At 65.5% G+C, this 22099-nt stretch carries 18 protein-coding genes and 1 pseudogene; 4 read left to right on the top strand and 15 right to left on the bottom strand.

Going from position 1 to position 22099, the window contains the following annotated elements; translation table 11 throughout:
* Window positions 1-2: 2 nt before the first annotated feature.
* From AC07PT_RS20890 to AC07PT_RS20880, 3 genes are all read right to left on the bottom strand, one after another.
* Complete coding sequence (locus AC07PT_RS20890; protein WP_494657962.1) at window positions 3-1079, bottom strand: HD-GYP domain-containing protein; 1077 nt, start codon at window positions 1077-1079, stop codon at window positions 3-5.
* Window positions 1080-1246: 167 nt separating this feature from the next.
* Entirely contained in the window at window positions 1247-1891 is a 645-nt protein-coding gene (locus AC07PT_RS20885; RefSeq protein ID WP_492347493.1) for a response regulator, read from the bottom strand.
* Window positions 1888-5916, bottom strand: a complete 4029-nt coding sequence (locus AC07PT_RS20880) for a PAS domain-containing sensor histidine kinase (protein ID WP_494657961.1) — start codon at window positions 5914-5916, stop codon at window positions 1888-1890. Before AC07PT_RS20880 ends, AC07PT_RS20885 begins: the two co-directional genes overlap by 4 nt.
* A gap of 170 nt (window positions 5917-6086) precedes the next feature.
* Between AC07PT_RS20880 and AC07PT_RS20875 the strand changes: the two genes are divergently transcribed.
* Window positions 6087-6749, top strand: a complete 663-nt coding sequence (locus tag AC07PT_RS20875) for a hypothetical protein (protein ID WP_494657960.1) — start codon at window positions 6087-6089, stop codon at window positions 6747-6749.
* Entirely contained in the window at window positions 6746-7507 is a 762-nt protein-coding gene (locus AC07PT_RS20870; RefSeq protein ID WP_494657959.1) for an oxygen-binding di-iron domain-containing protein, read from the top strand. Before AC07PT_RS20875 ends, AC07PT_RS20870 begins: the two co-directional genes overlap by 4 nt.
* A 172-nt stretch (window positions 7508-7679) precedes the next feature.
* Here the strand turns inward: AC07PT_RS20870 and rbp are convergent.
* The 5 genes and pseudogenes from rbp to AC07PT_RS20845 form a co-directional block, all read right to left on the bottom strand.
* Window positions 7680-8042 (bottom strand): annotated as a pseudogene (gene rbp, locus AC07PT_RS20865) (RNA-binding regulator); the annotation flags it as partial.
* A gap of 294 nt (window positions 8043-8336) precedes the next feature.
* Complete coding sequence (locus AC07PT_RS20860; RefSeq protein WP_494657958.1) at window positions 8337-8468, bottom strand: hypothetical protein; 132 nt, start codon at window positions 8466-8468, stop codon at window positions 8337-8339.
* A 311-nt stretch (window positions 8469-8779) separates the two neighbouring features.
* Entirely contained in the window at window positions 8780-9973 is a 1194-nt protein-coding gene (locus AC07PT_RS20855) for an MFS transporter (RefSeq protein WP_494657957.1), read from the bottom strand.
* Window positions 9974-10032: 59 nt separating this feature from the next.
* Window positions 10033-11388, bottom strand: a complete 1356-nt coding sequence (locus AC07PT_RS20850; protein WP_494657956.1) for a carboxylesterase family protein — start codon at window positions 11386-11388, stop codon at window positions 10033-10035.
* Window positions 11389-11452: 64 nt separating this feature from the next.
* Window positions 11453-12541 (bottom strand): porin, encoded by a 1089-nt coding sequence (locus tag AC07PT_RS20845; protein WP_494657955.1) that lies wholly within the window; start codon window positions 12539-12541, stop codon window positions 11453-11455.
* 641 nt (window positions 12542-13182) lie between these two features.
* On the opposite strand from AC07PT_RS20845, the gene AC07PT_RS20840 reads away from it, so the two are divergent.
* The gene (locus AC07PT_RS20840) at window positions 13183-14184 is read left to right on the top strand and encodes an AraC family transcriptional regulator (protein WP_494657954.1); all 1002 of its coding nucleotides are present in this window, start codon (window positions 13183-13185) and stop codon (window positions 14182-14184) included.
* A 13-nt stretch (window positions 14185-14197) separates the two neighbouring features.
* Here the strand turns inward: AC07PT_RS20840 and AC07PT_RS20835 are convergent, their stop codons facing one another.
* From AC07PT_RS20835 to AC07PT_RS20805, 7 genes are all read right to left on the bottom strand, one after another.
* Complete coding sequence (locus tag AC07PT_RS20835) at window positions 14198-15178, bottom strand: LysR substrate-binding domain-containing protein (RefSeq protein WP_494657953.1); 981 nt, start codon at window positions 15176-15178, stop codon at window positions 14198-14200.
* Between the two features lie 117 nt (window positions 15179-15295).
* The gene (locus tag AC07PT_RS20830; RefSeq protein WP_494657952.1) at window positions 15296-16309 is read right to left on the bottom strand and encodes a 2Fe-2S iron-sulfur cluster-binding protein; all 1014 of its coding nucleotides are present in this window, start codon (window positions 16307-16309) and stop codon (window positions 15296-15298) included.
* A gap of 14 nt (window positions 16310-16323) precedes the next feature.
* Window positions 16324-16818, bottom strand: coding sequence for an anthranilate 1,2-dioxygenase small subunit (antB, locus tag AC07PT_RS20825; protein ID WP_494657951.1), 495 nt, complete (start codon window positions 16816-16818; stop codon window positions 16324-16326).
* Window positions 16815-18209, bottom strand: coding sequence for an anthranilate 1,2-dioxygenase large subunit (gene antA / locus AC07PT_RS20820; protein ID WP_494657950.1), 1395 nt, complete (start codon window positions 18207-18209; stop codon window positions 16815-16817). Before antA ends, antB begins: the two co-directional genes overlap by 4 nt.
* Window positions 18210-18576: 367 nt before the next feature.
* Window positions 18577-19515, bottom strand: coding sequence for a dioxygenase family protein (locus AC07PT_RS20815; RefSeq protein WP_494657949.1), 939 nt, complete (start codon window positions 19513-19515; stop codon window positions 18577-18579).
* A gap of 41 nt (window positions 19516-19556) precedes the next feature.
* Window positions 19557-19835, bottom strand: a complete 279-nt coding sequence (catC, locus tag AC07PT_RS20810; protein ID WP_279215169.1) for a muconolactone Delta-isomerase — start codon at window positions 19833-19835, stop codon at window positions 19557-19559.
* Between the two features lie 11 nt (window positions 19836-19846).
* The gene (locus AC07PT_RS20805) at window positions 19847-21028 is read right to left on the bottom strand and encodes a muconate cycloisomerase family protein (protein WP_279215180.1); all 1182 of its coding nucleotides are present in this window, start codon (window positions 21026-21028) and stop codon (window positions 19847-19849) included.
* A 128-nt stretch (window positions 21029-21156) separates the two neighbouring features.
* On the opposite strand from AC07PT_RS20805, the gene AC07PT_RS20800 reads away from it, so the two are divergent.
* Window positions 21157-22035 carry a LysR substrate-binding domain-containing protein gene (locus AC07PT_RS20800; protein WP_279215167.1) on the top strand — a complete coding sequence of 293 codons (879 nt, stop codon included), beginning with the start codon at window positions 21157-21159 and terminating at the stop codon, window positions 22033-22035.
* Window positions 22036-22099: the final 64 nt, after the last annotated feature.

The raw sequence follows: 22099 nt of genomic DNA, 5'->3' as shown, positions 1-22099 counted from the left end.
CTTCAGTTGCGGCGTGTCATGCTGGCATACAGCCGCACACCCAGGTCGTCGTTGGCCGGATCGGCCTGTGGCGTGCTCATGCTGGCCAGTTCGGGGTGCCGCTGCACCAGGTCGAGGAAGCGGCGCGTCATGTAGGGGTCACGCCAGCCGCGTTCGGCCTCCTCAGCCAGGATGGCCGATGCGTGCTCGGAGCTCATGCCCTCTTTGTAGGGGCGTGGCGATATCAGCGCGTCGTGGATGTCGACCAGTTGGAACACCCGCGCCAGCAAGGGAATGGATTCACCGGCCAGGCCGTCGGGATAGCCGCTGCCGTCCCAGCGCTCGTGGTGGTGCCGGATGATCGGCGCGGTGAGGCGCATGCTCTTGAGCTGCGACACCAGTTGGTGGCCGATGGTGGTGTGTTCCCGCATCACAACCCATTCTTCTGGCGTGAGGTGGCCTGGCTTGAGCAGGATCGCGTCCGGGATACCGAGCTTGCCAATGTCGTGCAGCACGCCGCCGCGGCGCAGCGCCATCAGCTCGGCCGCTGACAGGCCCAGCTCCAGTCCCAGCAACACGGCCTTGTGCGCCAGGCGTGAGCAGTGATCGCCGGTGTTTTCGTCCTTGGCCTCGACCATGCGGGCCAGGGCGAACAGGGTGGATTCCGTGCTGTCGAGCTGGTCGGTGATGCGCTTGCGATGCACCGCAGCCTGCACGCGGGCGCGCAACTCCATCGGGAGGTAGGGCTTGCGCAACAGGTCGTCAGCACCTGAAGACAGGCCGCCCATCAAGTCTTCGGCCGCCGTGCTGCCGGTGATCATCAGGATGGGCTGCACCGCCAGGCCGAGCTCGCCACGGACCCGGCGGCAGAACTCGTCGCCGTCCATGCCGGGCATGCGACGGTCGGTCAGCACCACGTCGAATTCGGCCCGGCGCAGCCAGTCCAGGCCATCCAGGCCGCCCGGTGCATAGGTGAGATGGTATTGCGGCGGCTCCAGGATCTCCTCGATCAGCAGTCGTTGCAGCGGATCGTCGTCGATCATCAGCACCCGATAGGGATACTCGCCCGACAGCCGGCGAATGAGTTCGTTCTGATCCATGGGCATTCCTGGGGTTAGGGCTGGGGACCTGATGTGCGCACAGGGCCGCCATGCGGCACGCTACAACATCCGATGCTGCCTGAGCCTGCCGGGGTGGTCTGTCGGGGCTGGCCTCACGCCCCGTTCAGTCATGCCGGATTCGCTGTCGGGAAATCCTGACCCCGGCCTCAGTGGCTGGTGATGCCATGGCGCAGGGCGTACTTGAGCAGGTCGGCATTGGTCTGCAACGCCAGCTTCTGCATCAAGCGCATCTTGTGGGTGCTCACCGTCTTCGGGCTCAGGTGCAGCGCGTCGGCGATCAGGCCCAGGGGCTGGCCGGCGGCAATGCGCTCCAGAACCTGCAGTTCGCGCGGCGACAGCTGTTCATGCGGAGAGTCGGAGCCCGGGTTGAGGGCGCCGTGGAAGACCACAGAATCGACCAGGGCCGGATCAATGTAGCGGCCTTTGGCCGCCACTTTGCGCACCGCGCCGATCAGGGCGCTGGGCTCGCAGTCCTTGGTCACGTAGCCGGCTGCGCCGGCGCGCAGCACCCGGGCCACGATCTGCGCCTCAACGTGCATGGACAGCACCAGCACCGGCAGGTCCGGGTGATCGAGCTGAAGCCGCTTGATCAGGTCAACCCCGCTCAGGCCGGGCATGGACAGGTCGAGCAGCACCACGTCGGCACGGGTGTGGCGCAGCAACTCCAGCAGCGCATGGCCATCGGCGGCCTCGCCGGCCACCCGCAGGTTGGGGGCACTGCTGAGGAGCTGGCGCAAACCGCTGCGCACGATGCTGTGGTCGTCGGTGACGATGACGTCGATCGGGTTCATGAATCCAGACTCCTGCCGATGTTGTAGCTGATGTCGATGAGGGTGCCGCCGGAGCCGGACTCGATTTGCAGCCGGGCGCCCAGCGCGTGCATGCGCTCGCGCATGCCCAGCAGGCCCAGGCCGCCGCCACGGCGCGCAGCCACCTCGGCCAGGTCGAAGCCGCAGCCGTTGTCGCTCACGGACAGGCGCAGTTGTCCCGACTCGCAGGACAGTGCAATCACCACCTCAGTGGCGCGCGCGTACTTTGCGATATTGGTCAATGATTCTTGCACGGCCCTGAACAGGGCCAGTGAGGCTGCCTCGGACAAGCTGCTCAGGTCCCCTTCCTCCGCGCGCGGCAACTGCAACTCGCACCGGGTTTCCCAGCGCAGCGAGAAGTCTTCGGCCAGCCACTCGATGGCGGCCACCAGGCCGAGGTCCAGCGCCGCCGGTCGCAGATTGGAGGCGATGTGGCGCACCACCTCGGTCATGGTGACCATGGTCTCGCGCATCTGGGCGGCGCGCTGGGCGCTGGCGCCCCCGGGTTCCAGCTGGCCGCGCAGCATCGACAGGTCCATTCGCAGCGCCGTCAGCAACTGGCCCAGCTCGTCATGGACCTCGCGCGCGATGCGCTTGCGCTCCTGCTCGATCACCTCGCTCTCGTAGGCCACCAGTTCGCGCAGCCGCTCGCGCGAATCGCGCAGTTCAGATTCGATGCGCTTGCGCTCGCTGATGTCCTGCATTGTTCCGCTCATGCTCATCGCCCCTTGTGCGCGCTGTACTGTGCCGTGCATGTGCACGATCAACTCGGGGCCTCCGCTGCGGATCAGGCGCATGTCCAGTGCCAGGCCCCCACCATGGCGCCACGCCTGATCCAATGCCTTGGCCAGGCTTGTTCGGTCATCCGGGTGCACGTGGGCCAGCAATTGCTCACGCGAGAGTTCGCGGGAGGCGGCCAGGCTCTTGTCCAACATGCGCAGCATCTGATCCGAGCAGCTGAACTGGCCACTTTCCCTGTCCCACTGCCAGTCACCGATGCCGGCCAGCTTCTGCGCCGCTGCCAGGCGCAGGTGGTTGCTGGCCAGCTCTTCGGCATTGCGGCGTCGCTCATCCACATCGAGCACCTGCACCAGCACGCGGTCTTCCTCGCCCAGGGTCGCTGGCAGTCGGCACACGATCAGCAAGGTCCAGCCCAGGCTGCCCCCCACCCGGTGCATGCGATGTTCGCTCACATAGGTCGGCAGTTCACCACGCGCTACGCGCGCGATCAGGTTCTTCTGCAACAGCGCATCGTCGGGCTCCAGGCAGCTGTGCAGCACATCGGCCCCAGCGTCCGGTCCGATCAACAGGTTCCAGGCCAGGTTGTGGCGGAGCACCCGGCCAACGGCATCACACAGTGCCACGCCGACCACGCCAGCGTCCAGGATGCGCTCCAGCAGGTCATGTGCGGCGCGGGCTGCCAGCTCGCTGCGGCGTAGCGAGCTCAGGTCCTCGTCGATCGCGATGGCGCCGATCACCTCGCCTTGCGGGTCGAACATCGGGCTGGCGGTGGTCAGCAGGCTGCGCCGTTCGCCCGGTGTACGGTCAAAGTCGACCAGTCCGCTGTCAAGCGTGCCGCGCAGCACCACTGCGCGGCGCATCAGCGAGTCGTGTTGTATCGGCAGCGCTCCGGAACCGCGCCAGTCGGGCGTCTGCTGTGCCGAGTCGCCCAGCCACAACTGCCGGGCGGCCGGGTTGGTCTGTGTTGTCTGGCCGTGCAGATCGCCGATCCACACGCCCACCGGCAACGCGTCCAGCACGGCGCGCAGGTGCAAAGCGTGGCGAGTGGCGGTCTGCTCTGCATTCTTGAGCGCGCTGATGTCTTGTACGCTGACGACGAAGTGCAGCAGTGCGCCCGAGTCATCCCGCACCGCCGAGATGCTTACCAGGGTCGGGATCTCGCTGCCGTCACGGCGCAGGTGGCGCATTTCACCCTGGACACTGCCTCCCAGCTCGGCCCCGCGCCGCAGGCGTGTCATGGTTTCCCAGTGCGAAACCGGCACGTGCTGGCGCACTGGCTGGCCTACCAGTTCCTCGGGGCGGTAGCCCAGCATGCGGGCATAGGCAGGATTGACCAGTTCCAGCACCGGCCTCGGGCCGACCGAGCCAATCACCACGCCCCAGCCCGAGTCCTCGAACACGCGAGTCCAGCGCCGCATGGTGCGCGCAGCGTCCAACTCAGCGCGAAGATCGCGCAGCATGACCAAGATGCCGCGCCGCCCGAGCAAGGTGTAGCTTGCCAGCAGCACCTCAACCGGAACACGCTTGCTGTCTGCCGTCAGCAGATCCAGGTTGTGGCTTTGTGAGGTGCCGTCTGCCAGGGGGCTGAGGTCGATGCGGCGTGGCCAGTCGGGCAGCAATCCAGCCACCGGCAGGCCCAGCCAATGCGACGCCGGCGTTCCGAGCAAACGCTCGGCCGCCGGATTCACCCGGATCACGCGCTGTTGGGCATCCAGCACCAGCGTGGCCAGTGGCAGGTGGTGCAGCGTGGCCTGAGACTGGGCATGGGACAGGTAGAGCTGGCGCAGCCGCGGCAACTGACGCCAGTAGCTCCATGCGGCTCCGAGCAATGCCAGGCCACTGAGCAGCAGCATGGCCAGCAACATGGGCCCACCCACAGAGCGGAACAGGCTTGCGGCGCCGACACGCAGCATCAGGTAGCTGCCTTCGTCGCCGATCGGCGCCAGTGCCCCCAGGCCCAGTCGCTGACCCTCACTCGACAATTCGACCAGGCGGTGGCCTTGCTCGCGCCAGCCTGGCGCTGCAATGGTGAAGCGTTCGGCGGCAGCCGGTGCACCATCGCTGCCCGGATCAAACTCCGAGCATAAAAGAAGGTCTTGCTCACCGGCCTGGCAGATCAGCAAGGGCTGCTGCAGCTGTCGATCACTCTCCGTTCGGCTTTCACCCGTTTCGGACCACAGTTGCAGCTGCACTTGCAGACCACTTTGGCGCCCCTTGGCGGGCAGCTCGATGCGCACCCGGCCATTGGTCAGTACGCTGGCCGTGAGTTCCGCCGTGCGCAGAACCGGTGCTGCGGTGGCCCAGTGTCGACGGACTGCCTCTCGGGCGTCTGCTGCCAGTTCGATGTGCTCACCCTGGCTCTGCAGCGTGCGGAGAAAACCGCCCCGATCCCAGCCCAAAGTGGTGGTGGCGGCTGGTTGTGCCCAGGCTTGCTGGTACGCCCCCGAAACCAGGGCGGCGGCTCGCCCCACGTGGCGTTCCAGCACCCGGGCCTGGCGTTCGGCCCGGGCTCGCAGGCCCTCGGTCAGCAGGTCGGCCGACTGCGCCGACACCACCGCCGCGGCGGCCAGGCCAGCCAGCACGCTGGTGGTCAGCAACAAGCCCAGATTGCGCGCGAACACCCAGCGGTAGCCCTGGTCGGGCGCGGACCGGCCTTGGCGGTCGATTTCGCCCAAGGCGATCATCACCAGCGCCAGACCGAACCACAGCAGCGCCAGCAGCACCGGCAGGCTGAACAGCAGCGAGGCCCCGGGGACGTCGCCGAAGACCAGCCAGCAGGTGAGGGTGAAAACGGCCAGGGCACTGTCGCCCATGCTGAGCAGGGCCAGCAAAGACAGCGCCACGCTCAGCCGGGTGTGGCCCGGGCGCTGCAAAGCCCAGGCGGCCAGGCCACTGAGCAGCAGCCAACCTGCCAGCACATAACGACCGGCCATCGAGACCCCATCGACCACGCTGTTGGAGAGCAAGACGGCGCTGTCCAGCCGCAAGCCCCATTCCAGCAACATCAGCCCGACCAGGCCCAGGCCAGCCTGGATCGCAAGGGCCGCAAGGCGCGGCGCGTGCGGGCGCAACACCTGGGCCAGCGGAGGCAGGCCGAGCGCCAGCAAGGACACCGGATTCAGTTCGGGTGCCGCCAGCGCGGGCCACAGCGCGCGCAGCGACGTGCTCAGCTGGAGCAGCATCAGCACCACGATCCAGAGCAACGCGGCCCAGGCCCCGATGTGACCGAGCCGGCCCAGCAGGGACATCTTTCGCAGGTCGAACACTCGCGCCACTCGCTTATCTATTTGTTAGCAAAAGTGTCAATTATGTCGCCCACCTGAGCGACTGAGTGACCCCATGCTCAGGCTTTCCTGAGTCGGGATCAGAGCGGGCTGAGGCTCGAATCAGTGCCGCACCGATACCGTTCGCCAGCGGGTGTCCCTAGGATGCTGTCATGTTTGATCCATCTGCCGCCCCCCGGCCCAGCCCGGCCCGGGCTGCCCAGGCCCCTGACCTGCCGACGGCGGACAGCCAGCGCCGGCTCGAGGCTGTGGTGCAGCTTGGCCTGTGCACCCAGCGCGTGGCTGAAGGTGCTGCCGCGGTCGATCTGGCGGCGCTCAACGCCATGCTGAGCGCGCATCAGGCCCGTCGCAAGGCACGCGGCTTTCGCACCGCGGCCGCACAGATGCGGGTTTTCTCGACCGAATTGGCCAGCCTGATGTTGCGTGTGGCCGCCGCCGTGGCCGAGTTGAGCGACGAGGTAGGGCGGCTGTGCCAGCGTGGGCGCCTGGAAGGCCAGTTGCGCCAGGCCGCGGCTGGTCTCGAACGGCCTGATGCGCGGCTGGTGGCGCTCGTGAGCGTCATGAACCGCGACGCGGCCCTGACCCGCGAGCGCCTGGGCCGACAACGTCAGGGCCTGAACCATGCGGTGGCTCGGGCCCTGCACTTGTGCGACGCCGGACGCAATCTGGCGCGCTGCGCCCTCATCGAAGCGGCCCATGCCGAAGACATGGCCCCCCAATTGACCCAGGTGGCGATCGACCTGGGCCAGGCCGTCGCCGGCATCATCGACGTGCTGGGCGGCATGAAAACACCTCTGGAGAATCTGGCGTCATGAAGCGAATGGAAACCCTTTTTGAGCAAGGCCCGCACCGCTGGGCGGTGATCGCGCGAGATCCGGAGCGCGCTTCGGCCCTGATCGACACCAACGAATACCTGTTCAGCCACGGGCGCGAGTCCTTGCTGACCGACCCGGGTGGCATGGAGATCTTCCCGGCCGTGTTCGCAGCGCTGGCCAATGGCGCTGACGCCAGCACGTTGCGCTGGATCTTCTCTTCGCACCAGGATCCCGACGTGGTCAGCTCGCTGGCCTTGTGGCTGGAGTTCAACCCGGCGCTCAAGTGCTATGCCTCGAAGATCTGGCATACCTTCTTGCCGCATTACGGCGGTGATGCGGACACTTTCATCTGCCTGCCAGACGAGGGCCAAACGCTGCAGCTGGGCACCCTCACGCTGCAGGCAATGCCGGCGCACTACCTGCATTCGTCTGGGAATTTCCATCTGCATGATCCGGTGGCCCGCATCCTGTTCACGGGTGACGTGGGTGCGGCCATGCTGCCGCCCGAGGAAGACACCCTGTTTGTGCAGGACTTCGATCGACACTGCCGCTATGCGCGTGGCTTCCACCAGCGTTGGATGGGTTCGCGCGAAGCTGTGCTGGACTGGTGCGAGCGTGCTAGCGCGCTGGGCCTGGACATGCTGTGCCCGCAGCACGGTTCAATCTACCAGGGCGCTGATGTACAGCGCTTCATCAACTGGTTTTCCGAGCTTGAGGTTGGCACCGGGCTGGGGCGACGCGCTCTGGCGTCAGCCTGAGACCCCAATCCTGACAGGGGTGCGGGTCGGGATTGCTGAATTGCCCGTGCCGGCTTGGGTTGGGGGCGCCCCGAATGCGGCCCATTCGATACCGTACAGACGAAAAAATACCCCTGCTAGAGGGGTATCTTCAATTCACAGGCCATAGGCCTAGTGTGAATTAGTAGCTGTTGCCGCCGCCGTAACCGCCGCCGCCGCCACCACCGTAGCCGCCGCCACCGCTGCGGCCACCGCCGTAGCCGCCGCCACCACCGCCGCCAAAGCCACCGCTACGGGGCGGGCGGGGTTCCATCGGACGGGCTTCGTTCACAGTGATGCTGCGGCCACCCAGGGATTGTTCGTTCATGCCGTTGATGGCGGCTTGCGCTTCAGCGTCGCTGCCCATTTCGACAAAGCCGAAGCCCTTCGAACGGCCGGTGTCACGTTCCATCATGACCTTGGCGCTGGTGACAGTGCCGAATTCGCTGAAAGCTTGTTCCAGATCGTTGTCACGAACCTGATAAGGCAGGTTGCCGACATACAGTTTGTTGCCCATTTTGGGACTCCTAAAAAACACATTGACAAAGCGATGGAGTCCCGAAAAACGCACAAATCAGACGAAAACCTGGCCATTCACCGCAAGCTGCTTGGATTAAAAATCCGCGCCAACCGATTAAACGCGCATACGGCACCAAAAAACCATCAACCGGGGGTCGCACACCTTTTTTTTTTTCATTCCATGATTTTCAACAGGGTTTGTGGATGGAAAAAGACGAAAACGCACTGAATTGGGGCGGTTGGGCTTGGCAAGGCCACGGCGTGGGGGCCCCAATCCGCCGTGTTGGCCGCCTCAGGCGCTCAGCACGGCCCGGAATGCGCCCTGTTGGACCACCACCCGAAACGCCAGGCCGTTGCTTACTTGCAGGGCCATCACCTTGATGGTGTTGGCGGTTGGGTCGGAGTCGCCTGAGCGGTGCCGCACGCCATGTGGCCTTGAACTTGAGGCCCTGGCGGTTCAGGCCGCCGCAGATGACCCGGTCGAAGTGGTGGCCCGCCACCAAACAGATCAGTACCGAGACCCATTGCGGGGCGCGGCTGAAGTTGCCCAGGAACGACCCGTTGGCCGAAACGGTGGTGGTGTCCGCCAACAGATCCGCCAACAGTCCGGCGATCTGCGTTACGATCAACAACCCGAAGGTGAGGATGATCTTGGCTCGGATGGTGAGGCTCATGTCAGCACCTCTGCGCGTGAACGAATGGCAAGACGGCCATGGGGAGGAGGCGTTCGTTTACTCAGGCCCGGCCAAGACCGCCCGGCGTGCGGGAGGTCATTCTTTGGGCCACCCAAAGGGCCACAGCAGCCAGCAGAATGGGGGCCACCGGCAGCAGCAACCACTGCGGGGCGGGCAGTTCGCTGGCCACAAAGGCGCCCATCAGGCCCGGGCCCAGCACCGATCCCAGGCGGCCGATGGCCGCACTCCACCCAATCCCTGCCGTGCGCAGGGCCGGGGGATACAGGCTCACCGCCAGCGCGACCTGTCCGATGGTGCCCGCAATCAGGCAGGTGCCCACTACCACGATCAAGGCCAGAAGCAGGCCTGGCGTTGCGGCCTGAGACCAGGCCATCACCAAGGCGACGGCGCCCAGCAGCGAGCAGGCCAGCAGGATCTTGCGCACATGGAAGCGAAAGCTCAGCGGGATCAAGCCCAGTGCGGCCACCACGCCACCGATGCCCATGGCCGCCGAGCCGAAGGCCACGCCCGAGGTGTCAAAGCCCAAGCGATGGAGCATGGACGGAACCCAGAAGGTCAAGGCATAGACGGCCGTGAAAATCAAAAATGAAAACGCCCACAGCAGCAGCGTCTGGGGCGCCAGGCCCGCTCCGAACAAGGCGCTGAGTCGCGCGGCGTGGGGGTGCCCCGCAGAGCCAGCCGGGGTCGGGGCATCTGCGGGCAGGTGCGCCCAGAGCGCTGGCAGCAGCAGAAAGGGGGCGATGCCGCCCAGCATGAACACCGAGCCCCAACCCCAACTCAGGATCAGTTTGCCGCCGATGGCGCCCCCCAGCGCAGCGCCCAGGGACAAGCCGGACGTGACGCCCACCGTCACGGATTCTCTGCGCTCAGGTGCCGTGCTGTCCACGGCCAGCGACACGACCGCCGGGATGGCCGCGCCCAGACCGATCCCCGACAGCAGCCGTATGGCGGCCAGAACGGGCACCGATCCGGCCAGTGCGGCCAGGCACGAGCCCAGCGCAAACAGAAACACCGCGCCGAGCACGATGTCACGCCGCTGCAGGCTCACGGCCAGGCGGCCACTGAGTGCATAGCCCAGGGCCGCGCCCAGGCTGGTGGCCACGAAGACCGGGGTGAAGGCCGACAGCGGAAGCTGCCACTGAGCTGCCAGGGTCGGGACGACAAAGCCGATGGATGTCGTGTCGAAGCCATCGACCAGGATGGTCAGGAAGGCCAGCAAGCTGATCTTGCGCATGGGTACTCCGCAGAAGGAAGGGGATGGGGGTCAGGGGGCAGGGTGGGCAGGCACCGGGGTCATGGCGACCCGGCAACCTGCTGCAGCCCCGTGTGGGGGGCGAAGTGCAGGCGTTGGATCGGCTGATCCGCTTGCACTGCAGGCCAGTCGGGCAGGGTCTCGGCTGCGGGGCGCCCATCGCGGATGAAGCCGAGGAAGGCCTGACGCATCGGGCGGGAGATCTGCTCGAACGCTTCTTCCTCCAGTCCCCCCAGCATCGGTGCCGTCGCAAAGGCCTCGCGGTTGCCGAACACAAACGGCAGTTCGATGCAATGCGTGGCACCCACCGTCTCACCGCCGGGGGTGTGGTCGAAGCGGTAGACGTAGGCCCCACGCCCGGCTTCGGCTGCCTGGCGTGCCCACAGCAGGGACGGTGCTTCAAACACGTGCTGGGTCATGGCGTCGTGCTGGCCGCGCGCAAAGAACGCCGTTGATTCATCGCGCGTGGTGCCGATCATCACGTCGACCCGGGTGGCTGCTTGCGCCAGCGCAGCCTGGAGCCCGGACGGTGTGGGCAGGAGGGCGCCATCGGCCACCGGAACAAATGGGGGTGCCACATCGCCCGCCTTGGCCTGGTTCTCGATGAAGAATTGGGCTGCAGCACCCTGCGCCGCCATCAACTGGCCGGGCTGCAAGTCCGACTGCAGCCGAAAGGGTTCAAGCGACCGCGCATAGGCCGCAGCCATGGGCGCTGCGTCCTGGGGCGTACCCAGTTCCAGGCCCAGGGGGGCACTCATCATGATGGCGCGCTGTATCGGCAACTGGGGGTAGGCACACAACAGCAGGGCGATGGATAGCCCGCCAGCCGATTGCCCCATCAGCGTCAGATGTTCGGGGTCTCCGCCAAAGGCCGCGATGTTGTCCTTCACCCACGACACCGCCAGGGCCTGGTCCATCAAGCCCAGGTTGCCGGGTGAGACGCCGGGGCCGCACAGAAAGCCCAGGGCGCCCAGGCGGTAGTTCACACCCACCACCACGATGTCGCCTTCGCGGGCCAGACGGGCCCCGTCGTACCAGGGCAGGTCGCCTGCCCCCGTCATGAAGGCGCCGCCATGCAGCCAGATCATCACTGGGCGCCGTTTGCCATCGGCCGCCGGGGTCCACACGCTCAGGCGCAGGCAGTCTTCGGAGGCCGGGCTCTGAAAGTCACCCATGACCCGGCTGAGGCGGGAGGGCGCTTGCAGCGAGATGGCGCCCGCGGCGCAGGCCTGTGCGGGCAGGATGCCTGCAGGCCGCGGTGCCGGCGGCTGAAAGCGCAGTGCGCCCACAGGGGCTTGGGCGTAGGGCAGGCCGCGGAAGGCCTGAACGCCCTCCAGGGCCAAGCCTTCAAAGGTACCGCAAGGGGCGTGGGCAAGGGGATGGTCAACAGTAGACATGGGTGCAGGGCGGTGATGTGTGATGGAGAAACCGGCCGGCCCGCAAGGGCCGGACGCAGGGAGATCAGAAGGTGTGCCGCATGCCGATCAGCACCGAGGTGCCGGGGTTGATGCCTGTGACCCGGTCACGCAGCAGCGCCACATAGACGTCGGTGCGTTTCGACAGCCACTGGTCGTAGCCCAACGACACCGTGGTGCGGTCTTGGCTGGCTTTGGCGCTTTGTGTCTGGGCGGTGCGTGCCACGGAGAACAGCACCCGCCCGGGGCCTGCGAGCACGGAGGTTCCGAGCTGCGAGGTGTTCAAACGGGCCTCGGCCCCACTGGCGGCGTCGATGCGTGATTTCAGGTTCTGGGCATACAGCTTGGCCGGCCCCAGGTCGTAGCTGGCCCCGGTCTGGAGGTTCTGCACGCTGCTGGCTGTGATCAACGGACGGGCCGCGGTGGCCAGCGGTGCCACAGGGGCACCCCAGTTCATGCTCATCTGGTCCATCTTCTCGTAGACCACCCCACCATAGAACGCACCGTGGGTGTAGCTCAGGCCCGCTGTGTTGCGCTTTCCTGTGGTGCCACCCTGGGCCAGGGCGCTTTGAACGGTGAAGCGCCAGCCGCGCATGTCACTGCTGGTGAAGGCCACGCTGTTGGACCAGGCCGAATCGCTGGCGCCTTCACTGGTCATGAAGGGCTGGGTCACGCTCGGCAGGTAGGTGTGCATGATGAAAGGACCCAGACCCGACGCCGAACCAAAGGGGTTCAGTCGGATGGCCATCAGAAAGCCCGGCGTCACGGCACGCCCCAACTGGAGCACACCCCAAGGGTTGGAGAGCCCCACCCAGGCGGTGCGGGCCCAGTAAGGGTCTGCGCTGCTGCGACCCGCCGAGCCGTTGTTCACCCGCATGAACGACTCCATCTGCGAGAGGGCGCCCCAGCCGCCGCCCAGATCCTCCTGGGTCTTGATGCCCCAGAACGAGGTGGTCATCGATCCATTGAACACACCGGCCGTCTTGGCGGCCCCCGCCAATTGCGTGCTGCCTGCGCTGACATCCAGCAAGCCATATATTTGAGCCTGCGATTGGGCCTGGGCGGGGCTGAATAATCCACCAAGAGCCGTGCCAGTAATGATTCCCAGAGTCAGTTTCTTCAGAGGGTATTGCATGGTTTGTTTTGTGATTGGGGGTGACGGCTGAATATAGTTTCAGTATTTGTCGAGCGTCGATGGGGTTTCGTGGAACGCTCCGTCCCAAAGCAAACTTGTCATTTTCTTGTGATGTCGGGCCGTTTATCTGGCATGAAAGCACCGCACTGGGTTGGGGCTTTGTATTGGGGTTTTCACGGACTGAGCTGCCCTTGAAGTCTTTTTCTGGTCAGTCTGGTGTACGCTCACCAACGGCTCCAAAAGCCGCGCCAGCTTTGAGGATGGCCGTGGTCGGCCTGTAAATCAGGCCTTTGCCGGGTTCCCAATCCGGGTAATCCCCAGTTTTTTGGGGCCGCAGTGTTTCAATTCCCTGATGGGGCAGTGGTTAACCGGCTTCTGATCATTGCGAGTGAGCCGGGTCTGTCCGCTGGTGAATGCCACACCTTGGGGCGTGAGATGCACGATTTTGGAGTCCGCTGCCATTCAAATATAAATACTGCGCTGAATTGGTGCGGTAAGCGAGTGCTTTTTGGCGATTTTCGAATGCTTGGGTTGATTTTCAGATGGCACGAATTTGGCTCGGTGTCTTTGAATAGGGCGGGATAGGCCTGTTGACATCAGAAACCCGATTTTGAAAATGCTCTTACTGGAATTGAACGTACATGAATGAGCAAAATTCCGTGTTGCACCACCGCCTGTGTGGCGCATTCACCGATGTGTCCGGCGCTCAGGATTGGATGCGGCGGGTCTGTGGCCCGCATGATCTGATGGTGCAGCCAGGGCGTTCCCTGCGTTTTGTCCATGCGGGCGACCGCCTGGGCGCCCTGTCCACGGCCATTGGCTGCATCGAATACGGGGCCGATGTGCGCATCGGCATCAATGACAGCCGCCCCCTGGACAGCTACAGCATCAGCCTGCCTCTGATGGGCGACCAGGAGCTGCGCATTGGCAGCGCGGTGTTCGGCTCCGACCCCGAACGCGGCCTGATCATCGACCCCTCCGCCTACCAGGAGCTTTCGATCAGCGGCGATTGCCGCAAGCTGCTGGTGGCCATCGATCGCGGCGCCATGCGCACGGCCCTGGAGCAGATGCTGGGCCGGCCGGTGCAGTCACCGATCACCTTTGAGCCCAGCATGGCGCTCGACCAGGGGGCGGCGCTGACCTGGTGGCGCTGGGTGCGATTGCTGTGGGAGGACATGGGCCATAACGGGAACCTCCTGCACTACAACGGTCTGGCCCAAGGGGTTGAGACCTCTTTGATCCGCGGTCTGCTGAGCTTTCAGCCGCACAACTACTCGGCCGAACTGGCCCATCAGGGCTCGCCAGTGCTGCCCCGGCATGTCGACAACCTGAAGAACGCTCTGATGGAGCGCGCCCGCGAGGCGGTGGACGTCGACGCCCTGGTATCTGCCCAGGGCCTCAGCCCACGGCGCATGGTGGCCGACTTCCGCACCCACCTGGGCCTGACGCCAATGCAGTTCCTGCGCCAACACCGTCTGCAGCAAGCCCGCCTCGACATTGTCCGCAACGCTTCCACGCGTTACATCTCTGAAATTGCATTGGCCTGGGGCTTCAGCCACCTGGGCCGCTTCGCCGAGGCTTACCGCGAGACGTTTGGAGAGTCACCATCGGCCACGGCGGAACGGCACCGGGCCAAAACCTGAGGCCTGACCCAGCTCAACTCTGGGATTCCGTGCGGCCGTCCACCAGCGCCTGCAAGGCCGGTTTGGCCCACTTCAGGAACTCCTGTCCTGCCAGGCTGAGCCGACGTCGCGAAGGGTACAGCGCATAGATGGTCATGGGCGCCAGTGACCACCGCGGCAGCACCTGGCGCAGGCTGCCTTCTGCCACGCTGACCGCCGCGAGTGCCGTCGGCAGCCGGGTGATGCCCAGGCCCGCGACAGCTGCCTCCTTGACGGCCAGCAGGTTGTCGGTCACGAAGCGCACGGACAGGCGCAGTTCCTCGGTGCGGCCTTGCGGGTCTTGCACGGTCCAGCAAGTCTGGGATTCGCCCGAGTTCCAGCCGATCGACTCCAGCCCGGCCAAGGCCGAGGGTTCGTCACTTGTTTCCCGGCCCTGCAGCAGCTGAGGCGATGCATACAGGCCATAGGGCGCCTGGATCAATTGCTGGGCTACCACGTCCGAGTCGGGTAGCCCCTGGGCGCTGGGGTGGATCACGATGTCGAAGTTCTGCGCCAAGGCCTCAGGCGTGCCCCGGGTGGTGCTCAGGAACAGGCGCACGCGTGGGTACTGGCACCCGAACTTGACGGCCACCGAGCACACTAGCAGCGTCGACAGCGCCATGGGGCAGGCAATGCGCAGATCCCCGGCCGGCTCCTTGGCGTTGTCCTGCGCCACCGAGACCGCCGCATGGGCCGCCTCGCGGATCTTGAGGCCCTGCTCAAACAGCTGGCGACCGATGTCGGTCACTTCGAAGCGCCGCGAATTGCGCATGATCACGCACACGCCCAGGCGATCTTCGAGTGCCGCCACGCGCCGGCTCATGCTGGACAGCGGGATGCCGGTGCGCTCGCTGGCGGCCCGGTAACCCCCGGACTCCACCACTTCGACCAGCAGCAGCAACTCCTCGACCGTGGCCATCAGGCCGGGCGCGTTCTTGGCCAGGTCGGTGCCGCCGGATTTTTCTTTTGCAGCCATGGGGTTCATGCAGAACATACCGGTTGACGGACCGTCCGCGCCCAGCGTTGCCAGGCGCTTTCACTATAGGGGGCAAACAGGCCTTGGTGCAATGCAGGGCAGCAGGGCTTCTGGGGGTCAGGCACCCGGCGTGAAGCGCTCGATGTGAAAGCCGGCTGGTTGGCACGGTGCGGTGGCCAGCCAGTCGTTCAGGGCCAGCACCATTGGTGGCGGACCGCAGACATACATGTCCACATCGCCCTGGTTCAGCAGGGTCGGCTGCAGATGCGTGACCAGATGCCCGCGCAAGCCCTGCGTGGATTGCGGATCCGACACGCACACAGTGAGCGTCAGTTGCGGCAATCGCGCTTTCAAGGGGGTCAGCAGGTCCAGCACGGGCAGGTCCTTGTCGTCGGCCAGGCCCAGCACCAGGTGGCAGGGCGGCACCTTGTCCGGCGCCTGGGCCAGCAGCTCCAGCATGGCCAGCATCGGGCCCAGGCCCGTGCCACCGGCCAGCATCAGCAAGGGCCGCTGCGGGGGGCGCAGGTAGAAGCTGCCATAGGGGGCCGTCAGCTTCAGGGGGTCGCCCACCTGCGCCGTATCGCTCAACCACTGGCTCATGCGCCCGTCCGGCAACAGGCGCACCAGCAAGTCGACCTGGCCGGGTTCGCGCACCAGCGAGCTGAAGGAGTATGCGCGGCTGGCGCTGCCGTCGGGCAGCCACAGGCGCAGGTACTGGCCGGGCAGAAAGCGCAAGGCCATCAGATCCGGGTGCTCCAGCGTCAACGAGACCATGCGCGGGCCCAGGCGCCTCAGTGCGCCGATTCGCACGGTCTGCTCAAGCGGCTTGTGCAGGCAGGCCGATGCGTCGACGGGCACGTGCACGACACCGCTGGAACGGGGGCGCATCTGGCAACCCAGGGCCCAGCCGAGTCGGGCGTCTGCGGTGGTCAACGCCTCTTCGGCGCAGTCCCCCGGGTCGTAGCTGCCGGATTCCACCTTGCAACGGCAGGTGCCGCAGGCACCCTCGCGGCAATCCACCGGGAAGCGCACCCCCTGGCGGATGGAGGCGTCCGCCAGGGTCTCGCCCGAGCGCACCTGGATGAAGCGTGTGGCACCGTCGTCAAAGCGAAGGCCAATCTGATGTTCCATGGTCTCGCCCTTGATCACAGGTGGTAGAAGTCCAGCACCGCATTGATCCGATCATTGAGCAGCAGCACATGCTTGCGCAGGATGCTGAAGCCGGCGCCAAGCTGGCGCAGCTCGTAGCTCACTTCGCCGAAGTAGCAGTCGGCCTGGCCGTGGCGGGTGTAATGCGTGTTCCATTTGGCACCGACCTGAAGCAGCCCCTGACCGCGGTCCTGGATGCGCACATTGCTGATCTGGTGAAGCGTGCGCGGCATGGGTTGGCTGGCGGCTGATTTGCCGGTGCGCAGACGGAAGATGCGGTCTTCCAGGCCGCCCCGGGTGGCGTAATAGATCATCGACATCTCGCGCTTCGGATCGGTGGTCGCCACGTGCTCCGAGTCCCATTGCGGCACATGGAATTCGGCCGTCGGGTCGAAGCAGGCCAGGTACTCATCCCACTGCTGGCGATCGCACAGCTCAGCCTGGGCATACAGGAATTGTTCGACAGCGTGTTGCAGCTCGAGGGTGTTCATGCTTGCACCTCCTTCTGGGCGGATGCCTGCTGGGACAGTCCATCCAGCATCAGCTGGCGCCAGGCACTGTGCTGGTTCACGAACAGGCCCTCGTGGGTGATCTCGGTGCCGGTGAGCACAGGCTGGATGCCCAGGCTCCTGGCGTTGCCGGTCTGTTCGCGGGTCCAGGCCTGGCAGCCCCGTGAAATGTCGTTCCAGGGCTCGGCACGGCCCTGGAAGCCGCGTTGCGCTTCGCGGAACTCGACCAGGTCGTCAGGCGTGCCCATGCCGCTGACATTGAAGAAGTCTTCGAACTGGCGGATGCGGTTTTCGCGATCCGCGGCCGACTCGCCCTTCACGCCAATGCACTGGCTGATGATTTCGGTCTTGTTCCAGGCCACCGGGCGGATGATGCGCAGTTGCGAACTGATCTGGTCCATGAAGAACAGGCTGGGGTACAGGTTGAGGTTGCGCAGGCGGTGCATCATCCAGTGCGCTCTTTCGGTGCCGTATTCGGCCTGCGCCCGGGGCATCACGCTGGCATAGCCGGGGCGCACTTCGGGGTTGGGCATTTCGCTGAAGAGCACCGAGTGCCCGTGCTTGAACGAGAACCAGCCGTCGTCGGTGGTGGCGTCGCCGGCACCGAGCTTGCGGTAGTCCAGGGTCTTGAAGTCGGTGCTGCCCTGAGCGCTGTCAAGCTCGTGCCGGTGCACCACCGTGGCCACGTAGTTGTAATGCACGGTGCTGACGTGGTAGCCGTCCAGGCCGTTCTCGGTCTGCAGCTTCCAGTTACCGTCAAAGGTGTAGGTGGAGCGCCCGGGCAGCACTTCGAGCTCGCCGGTCGGAGACTGCTCCACCATCAGGTCCAGAAACACCTTGGCGTCGCCCAGGTAGTCTTCCAGGCTCAGGCGAGTGTTCAGATCGAGGTTGACGAACACAAAGCCCTTGTAGCTCGCGACCTGGGCCTTCTTCAAGCCATGCTGATGCAGGTCGAAGCCCGGGCCGTATTCGCCGGGGGCCTTTACCTTGATCAGGCGCCCGTCGGGCTTGTAGGTCCAGGCGTGGAAGGGGCAGGTGAAGGCGGCCTGCCGCCCCTTGCAAACCCGTGTCAGCGTGGTGCCCCGATGGGCGCAGGCGTTGACCAGGGCGTGCAGCTCGCCCTGCGCATCGCGGGTCACGATCAGGGGTTGGCGACCCGCGTTCAGGGTGATGAAGTCGTTGGGCTGACGGATCTCGCTTTCGTGGCAGGCATAGATCCAGGTCTTCTCGAAGATCAACTCCATTTCGAGATCGAACAGCTCGGGCTCGGTGAACATCGAGCGACGGACTCGGTAGACCTCGTCTTCGGGTCTGAAGTCCAGACAGCCGTCGATGAAGTCGCGCCATTGCTGGGGGCTGCGTGAGGTATTCATGGGCAATTCCTGTGGGGTGGATCGATGAACTCGATTAGGCCCAGCCCGCCCGGAATCAGCTATCCACATTTCGCGCGTTCTTTATCCAGTTGCCGCGCGCAGGCGACCGGCCCGGCGATCAGATGGAGCACGCAACAGCCCATCAGCCCATCAGCGTGTCAGCGCCTCAGCTTGCCCGCAACTGCGGCAGGCCGCCGATCAGGCGTTCAAGCTCGGCGTGCCCCAGGCACGGCACCGCATCGATCAGCCACCGGCCCTGGGGCGTGCCAAATAGAAAAGGGCGGCCCGCAGTCATTGCGTGGCCGCCCTGGTGTGGGGGTGTTTGATGGGTTCTGCCCCGGAAGGGCCCGAGATCAGGCCCCCGAGTTCAGGCCCCGACGGCGCGCGCGATCCGGGTGCGCGGATCGGTGTCGCGTTCCGTGACGGCTTGCTGCATCACGAAGTCGAATCGGGCGCGCTCAAACGGAGCCCCCACGCCCAGGGATTCGTAGCCGGCCGGGGCAACGTCGTGTTCGATCTTCAGCACCAGGCCGTCGCGGGTGGCAAAGGCAAAGTCGTCATCGATGTAGGTGTCGCCCGGGATGTTGATCTGGGTCGTCAGGGTGCGATGCCCTTCCTTGACGATGTGGAAGTGGATGTGGGCCGGGCGGTGGCCATGGCGGCCCAGCACTTCGAACAGCTCGGAGGTCGGGCTGTTCGGTGGGATCGCATAGCCCGGCGGCAGCGTGGTGCGGAAGCGGTAGTTGCCTTGGGCATCGGTTTCGATCTTGCGACGCAGTTCGAACTCTTTGAGGCCCGGGAAGAAGTGCGAGTAGCCGCCGCTCTTGTTGGCATGCCAGGCATCCATGATGGCGTGGGCCACAGGCTGACTGGCGTGGTCCAGCACCCGGCCCTCCATGACCAGCACCTTGCCGGTGCCACGGGTGTCGCTGTCGTCGTCGAGCACGGCCTCGCCTTGGAACAGCGGGGCGCCTGCGACGTACAGCGGCCCTTCGATGGCGCGCGGCGTGCCGGCCGCGATGCCGGCTTTGGCATCGGCCTCATCCATGCGGATGTCCAGCAGGCGATCAAAGCCCAGGCCGGCGGTGATCAGACCGATCTGGCCCGCGGCCCCCAGGCGGCTCAGCCAATCGGCGGCGGCCCAGAACTCGTCAGGCGACACGTCCAGCTCGTCAATCGTCTTGAACAGGTCGCTCACGATGCGGGCCACGATGGCGCGGGCGCGCGGGTTGCCCTCGGCCATCTTCACGCTGTTGACGCGCTCCAGCAGACTTTGCTGGGTGAATTCATTTTTTGAGGTGCTCATTTTTGTCTCCGTAGGTTGGGGGAAGGGGTAGAGGCCAGGGCTCAGGCGATGGCCGAAGGGTGTTGCGCCAGCGGGGTGACCGAGATCTTCATGTACGGGAACAGCGGCAGTTGCGACAGCAGGGTGTGCAGCTCGTCGTTGGACGCCACGTCAAAGACGCTGTAGTTCGCATACTCGCCCACCACGCGCCAGAGATGACGCCAGCGCCCATCGCGCTGCAGCTCTTGCGAGTAGGCCTTCTCTCGGGTCTTGATGGCGTCGGCCTGCGCAGGGGGCAGGTCGGCGGGCAGGTTCACGTCCATGCGGACCAGGTACAGCATGTTTTGTCTCCTCAGGGGTGGGGGCGTTGGCCCAGGTCGATGTGCACGGCATTCAGGCCCGTGCGTGCACGGTCGAATCGTTCAAGTTGGCCCAGGTCGACTTCGACACCGAAGCCGGGCCCATCGGGCAGTTGCAGTTCAAAGTCGATGATGGGCATGCGTTCAGTCACGATGTCGTCCACCAGCAATTGAGGGCCGAAGAGCTCGCAGCCATGGTGCTGGTCGCCGAGGGTGGCAAAGACATGGGCGGAGGCGGCGCTGCCGATCGAGGTCTCCAGCATGGTGCCGCCATACCAGCCGATGTCGGCGGCTTCTGCGACCGCGGCCACCTGAAGCGTGCGCAACAGGCCGCCATGCTTGGCCACCTTCAGAGAAAACACCTGGCTGGCCTGATCGCGTGCCAGTGCCATCGCATCCTGGGGGGTGCACACCGACTCGTCGGCCATGATGCAGGCCCGCGAACCCAGCGAAGCGCTCAGCACCTTGAGGGCTTCCCGATTCCACTTGGCCACCGGCTGCTCGATCAGGGTCACACCGGCGTCGATCAGCTGCGGCAGGAAGCGCCTGGCCGTGCTGCCGTCCCAGGCCTGATTGACGTCGACCGTCAGCGTGGCCTGGCCTTCCAGGCCGCGGGCGATCTGGCTGACGTGGGCCACATCTTCCGCCGGGCTGCGCGCCCCGATCTTCATCTTGAAGATGCGGTGACGCCGTTGTTCCAGGCGCCGTTGGGCCTCTTCGAGGTCCTTGCGCACATCCCCGCTGGCCAGCGTCCAGGCCAGCGGCAGGCTGGCGTGGCGTTTGCCTCCCAGCAATTGGTAGGCCGGCAAGGCCAGGGTGCGACTGACGGCGTCGATCAACGCCATCTCGACCGCGCTCTTGGCAAAAGCATTGCCGCGGCAGAAGGTGTCCATGCGGGCCAGCGCCTGGCCGAAGGCGGCGCCGTCCTGCCCCAGCAGGCAGGGCGCCAGGTAGGCTTCGATGGCGTGTCGGATGCTTTCCGGAGATTCTTCGTTCCACGACGGCCCGCCAATGGTGGCGGCCTCGCCGAACCCGCAGGCGCCGTTGCGCAGCCACAGCTGCACCACCACCGGACTCTGGCGGTTGATGGCACCGAATGCCAGCTTGTGTGGCCGGATGGTGGGGATGTCCAGAATCCTCGCCTCAATGCGCTCAACCACGAAACGACTCGACATGAATGACCTTTGATCTGTGCTTTTGTGCGATAGGTGGGCCAAGGTTACGAGGAGGCTTCAAAGCATTCCAATGAAGTATTTATGTTCAAATGTTCGATCTCATCGAATGATTGACCTGGGGCACGCGCATGGAAATCCGGCAGCTTCGCTACTTTCTCGACATCGCTCAGACCGAACACCTGACGCAGTCGGCGCAGAACCTGTTTGTCACCCAGTCCACGCTGTCGCACGGCTTGAGGCAGCTTGAGGAAGAGCTGGATACCGCCTTGTTCGACCGGCTTGGGCGGGGGCTGAAGCTGTCGCAGGCGGGGGCGGAATTCAGGGCTTATGCCACGCGAGCCCTCAAGGAGATCGAGGCCGGCCGCATGGCCCTGGCCGACCTGAGCGGCCTGCAGTCGGGCCGCCTGACCATTGGCGCCATCCCCACCTTCCTCAATACCGTGCTGCCTGCCACCGTGGCCGCCTTCTGCGAGAGCTACCCCAAGGTGCAGCTCGAGGTCCGGGATTTGCGCGCCGGCCCGATCGAGGACCAGTTGATGAGCGGTGCGCTGGATCTGGGCATCGCTTTTCACCCCACCCGCCATGGTGAGATCGAAACCGAGCCGCTGTTCGAGGAACGCATGATGGTGGTGCTGCGCAAGAACGCCCCGCAAGCCCATGGCCAGCAGATCACCCTGCAGCGGGCGGCCCAATTGCCCATGGCCCTGCTGCCGCGCAGTTTTGCCACGCGGCGCATGCTCGACGAGAAATTCAGGCAGGCCGGTGCCGAACCCCTGGTGCGGGTCGAGATGGAGTCGGTCGAGGCCTTGCTCGGCGTGTGCCGGCACGGCCCCCTGGCCACGATCGTGCCCGAGCGGGCCGCCCTGCAGATGCCCGATCTGCATGCGATGGCACTCACCGCGCCAGAGGTGGTGCGCCATGCCGGCCTGCTGTGGCGGCGCTCCGCCTCGCGAAGCGTGGCCGCGCGCGAGTTTGCCGCCCGATTGCGGGCCACCCTGGTCACCTGAGTTGGCGGCCCGCGCCGTGCCGGCGGGGGTGGCCCACCTGGGCGGCGGGCTGCGACACCTTCAA

It is taken from the genome of Curvibacter sp. GW821-FHT09D12 (assembly GCF_059416245.1).
Note: the sequence above shows the minus strand (reverse complement) of the source record. Positions and strands in the feature narration are given on the sequence as shown.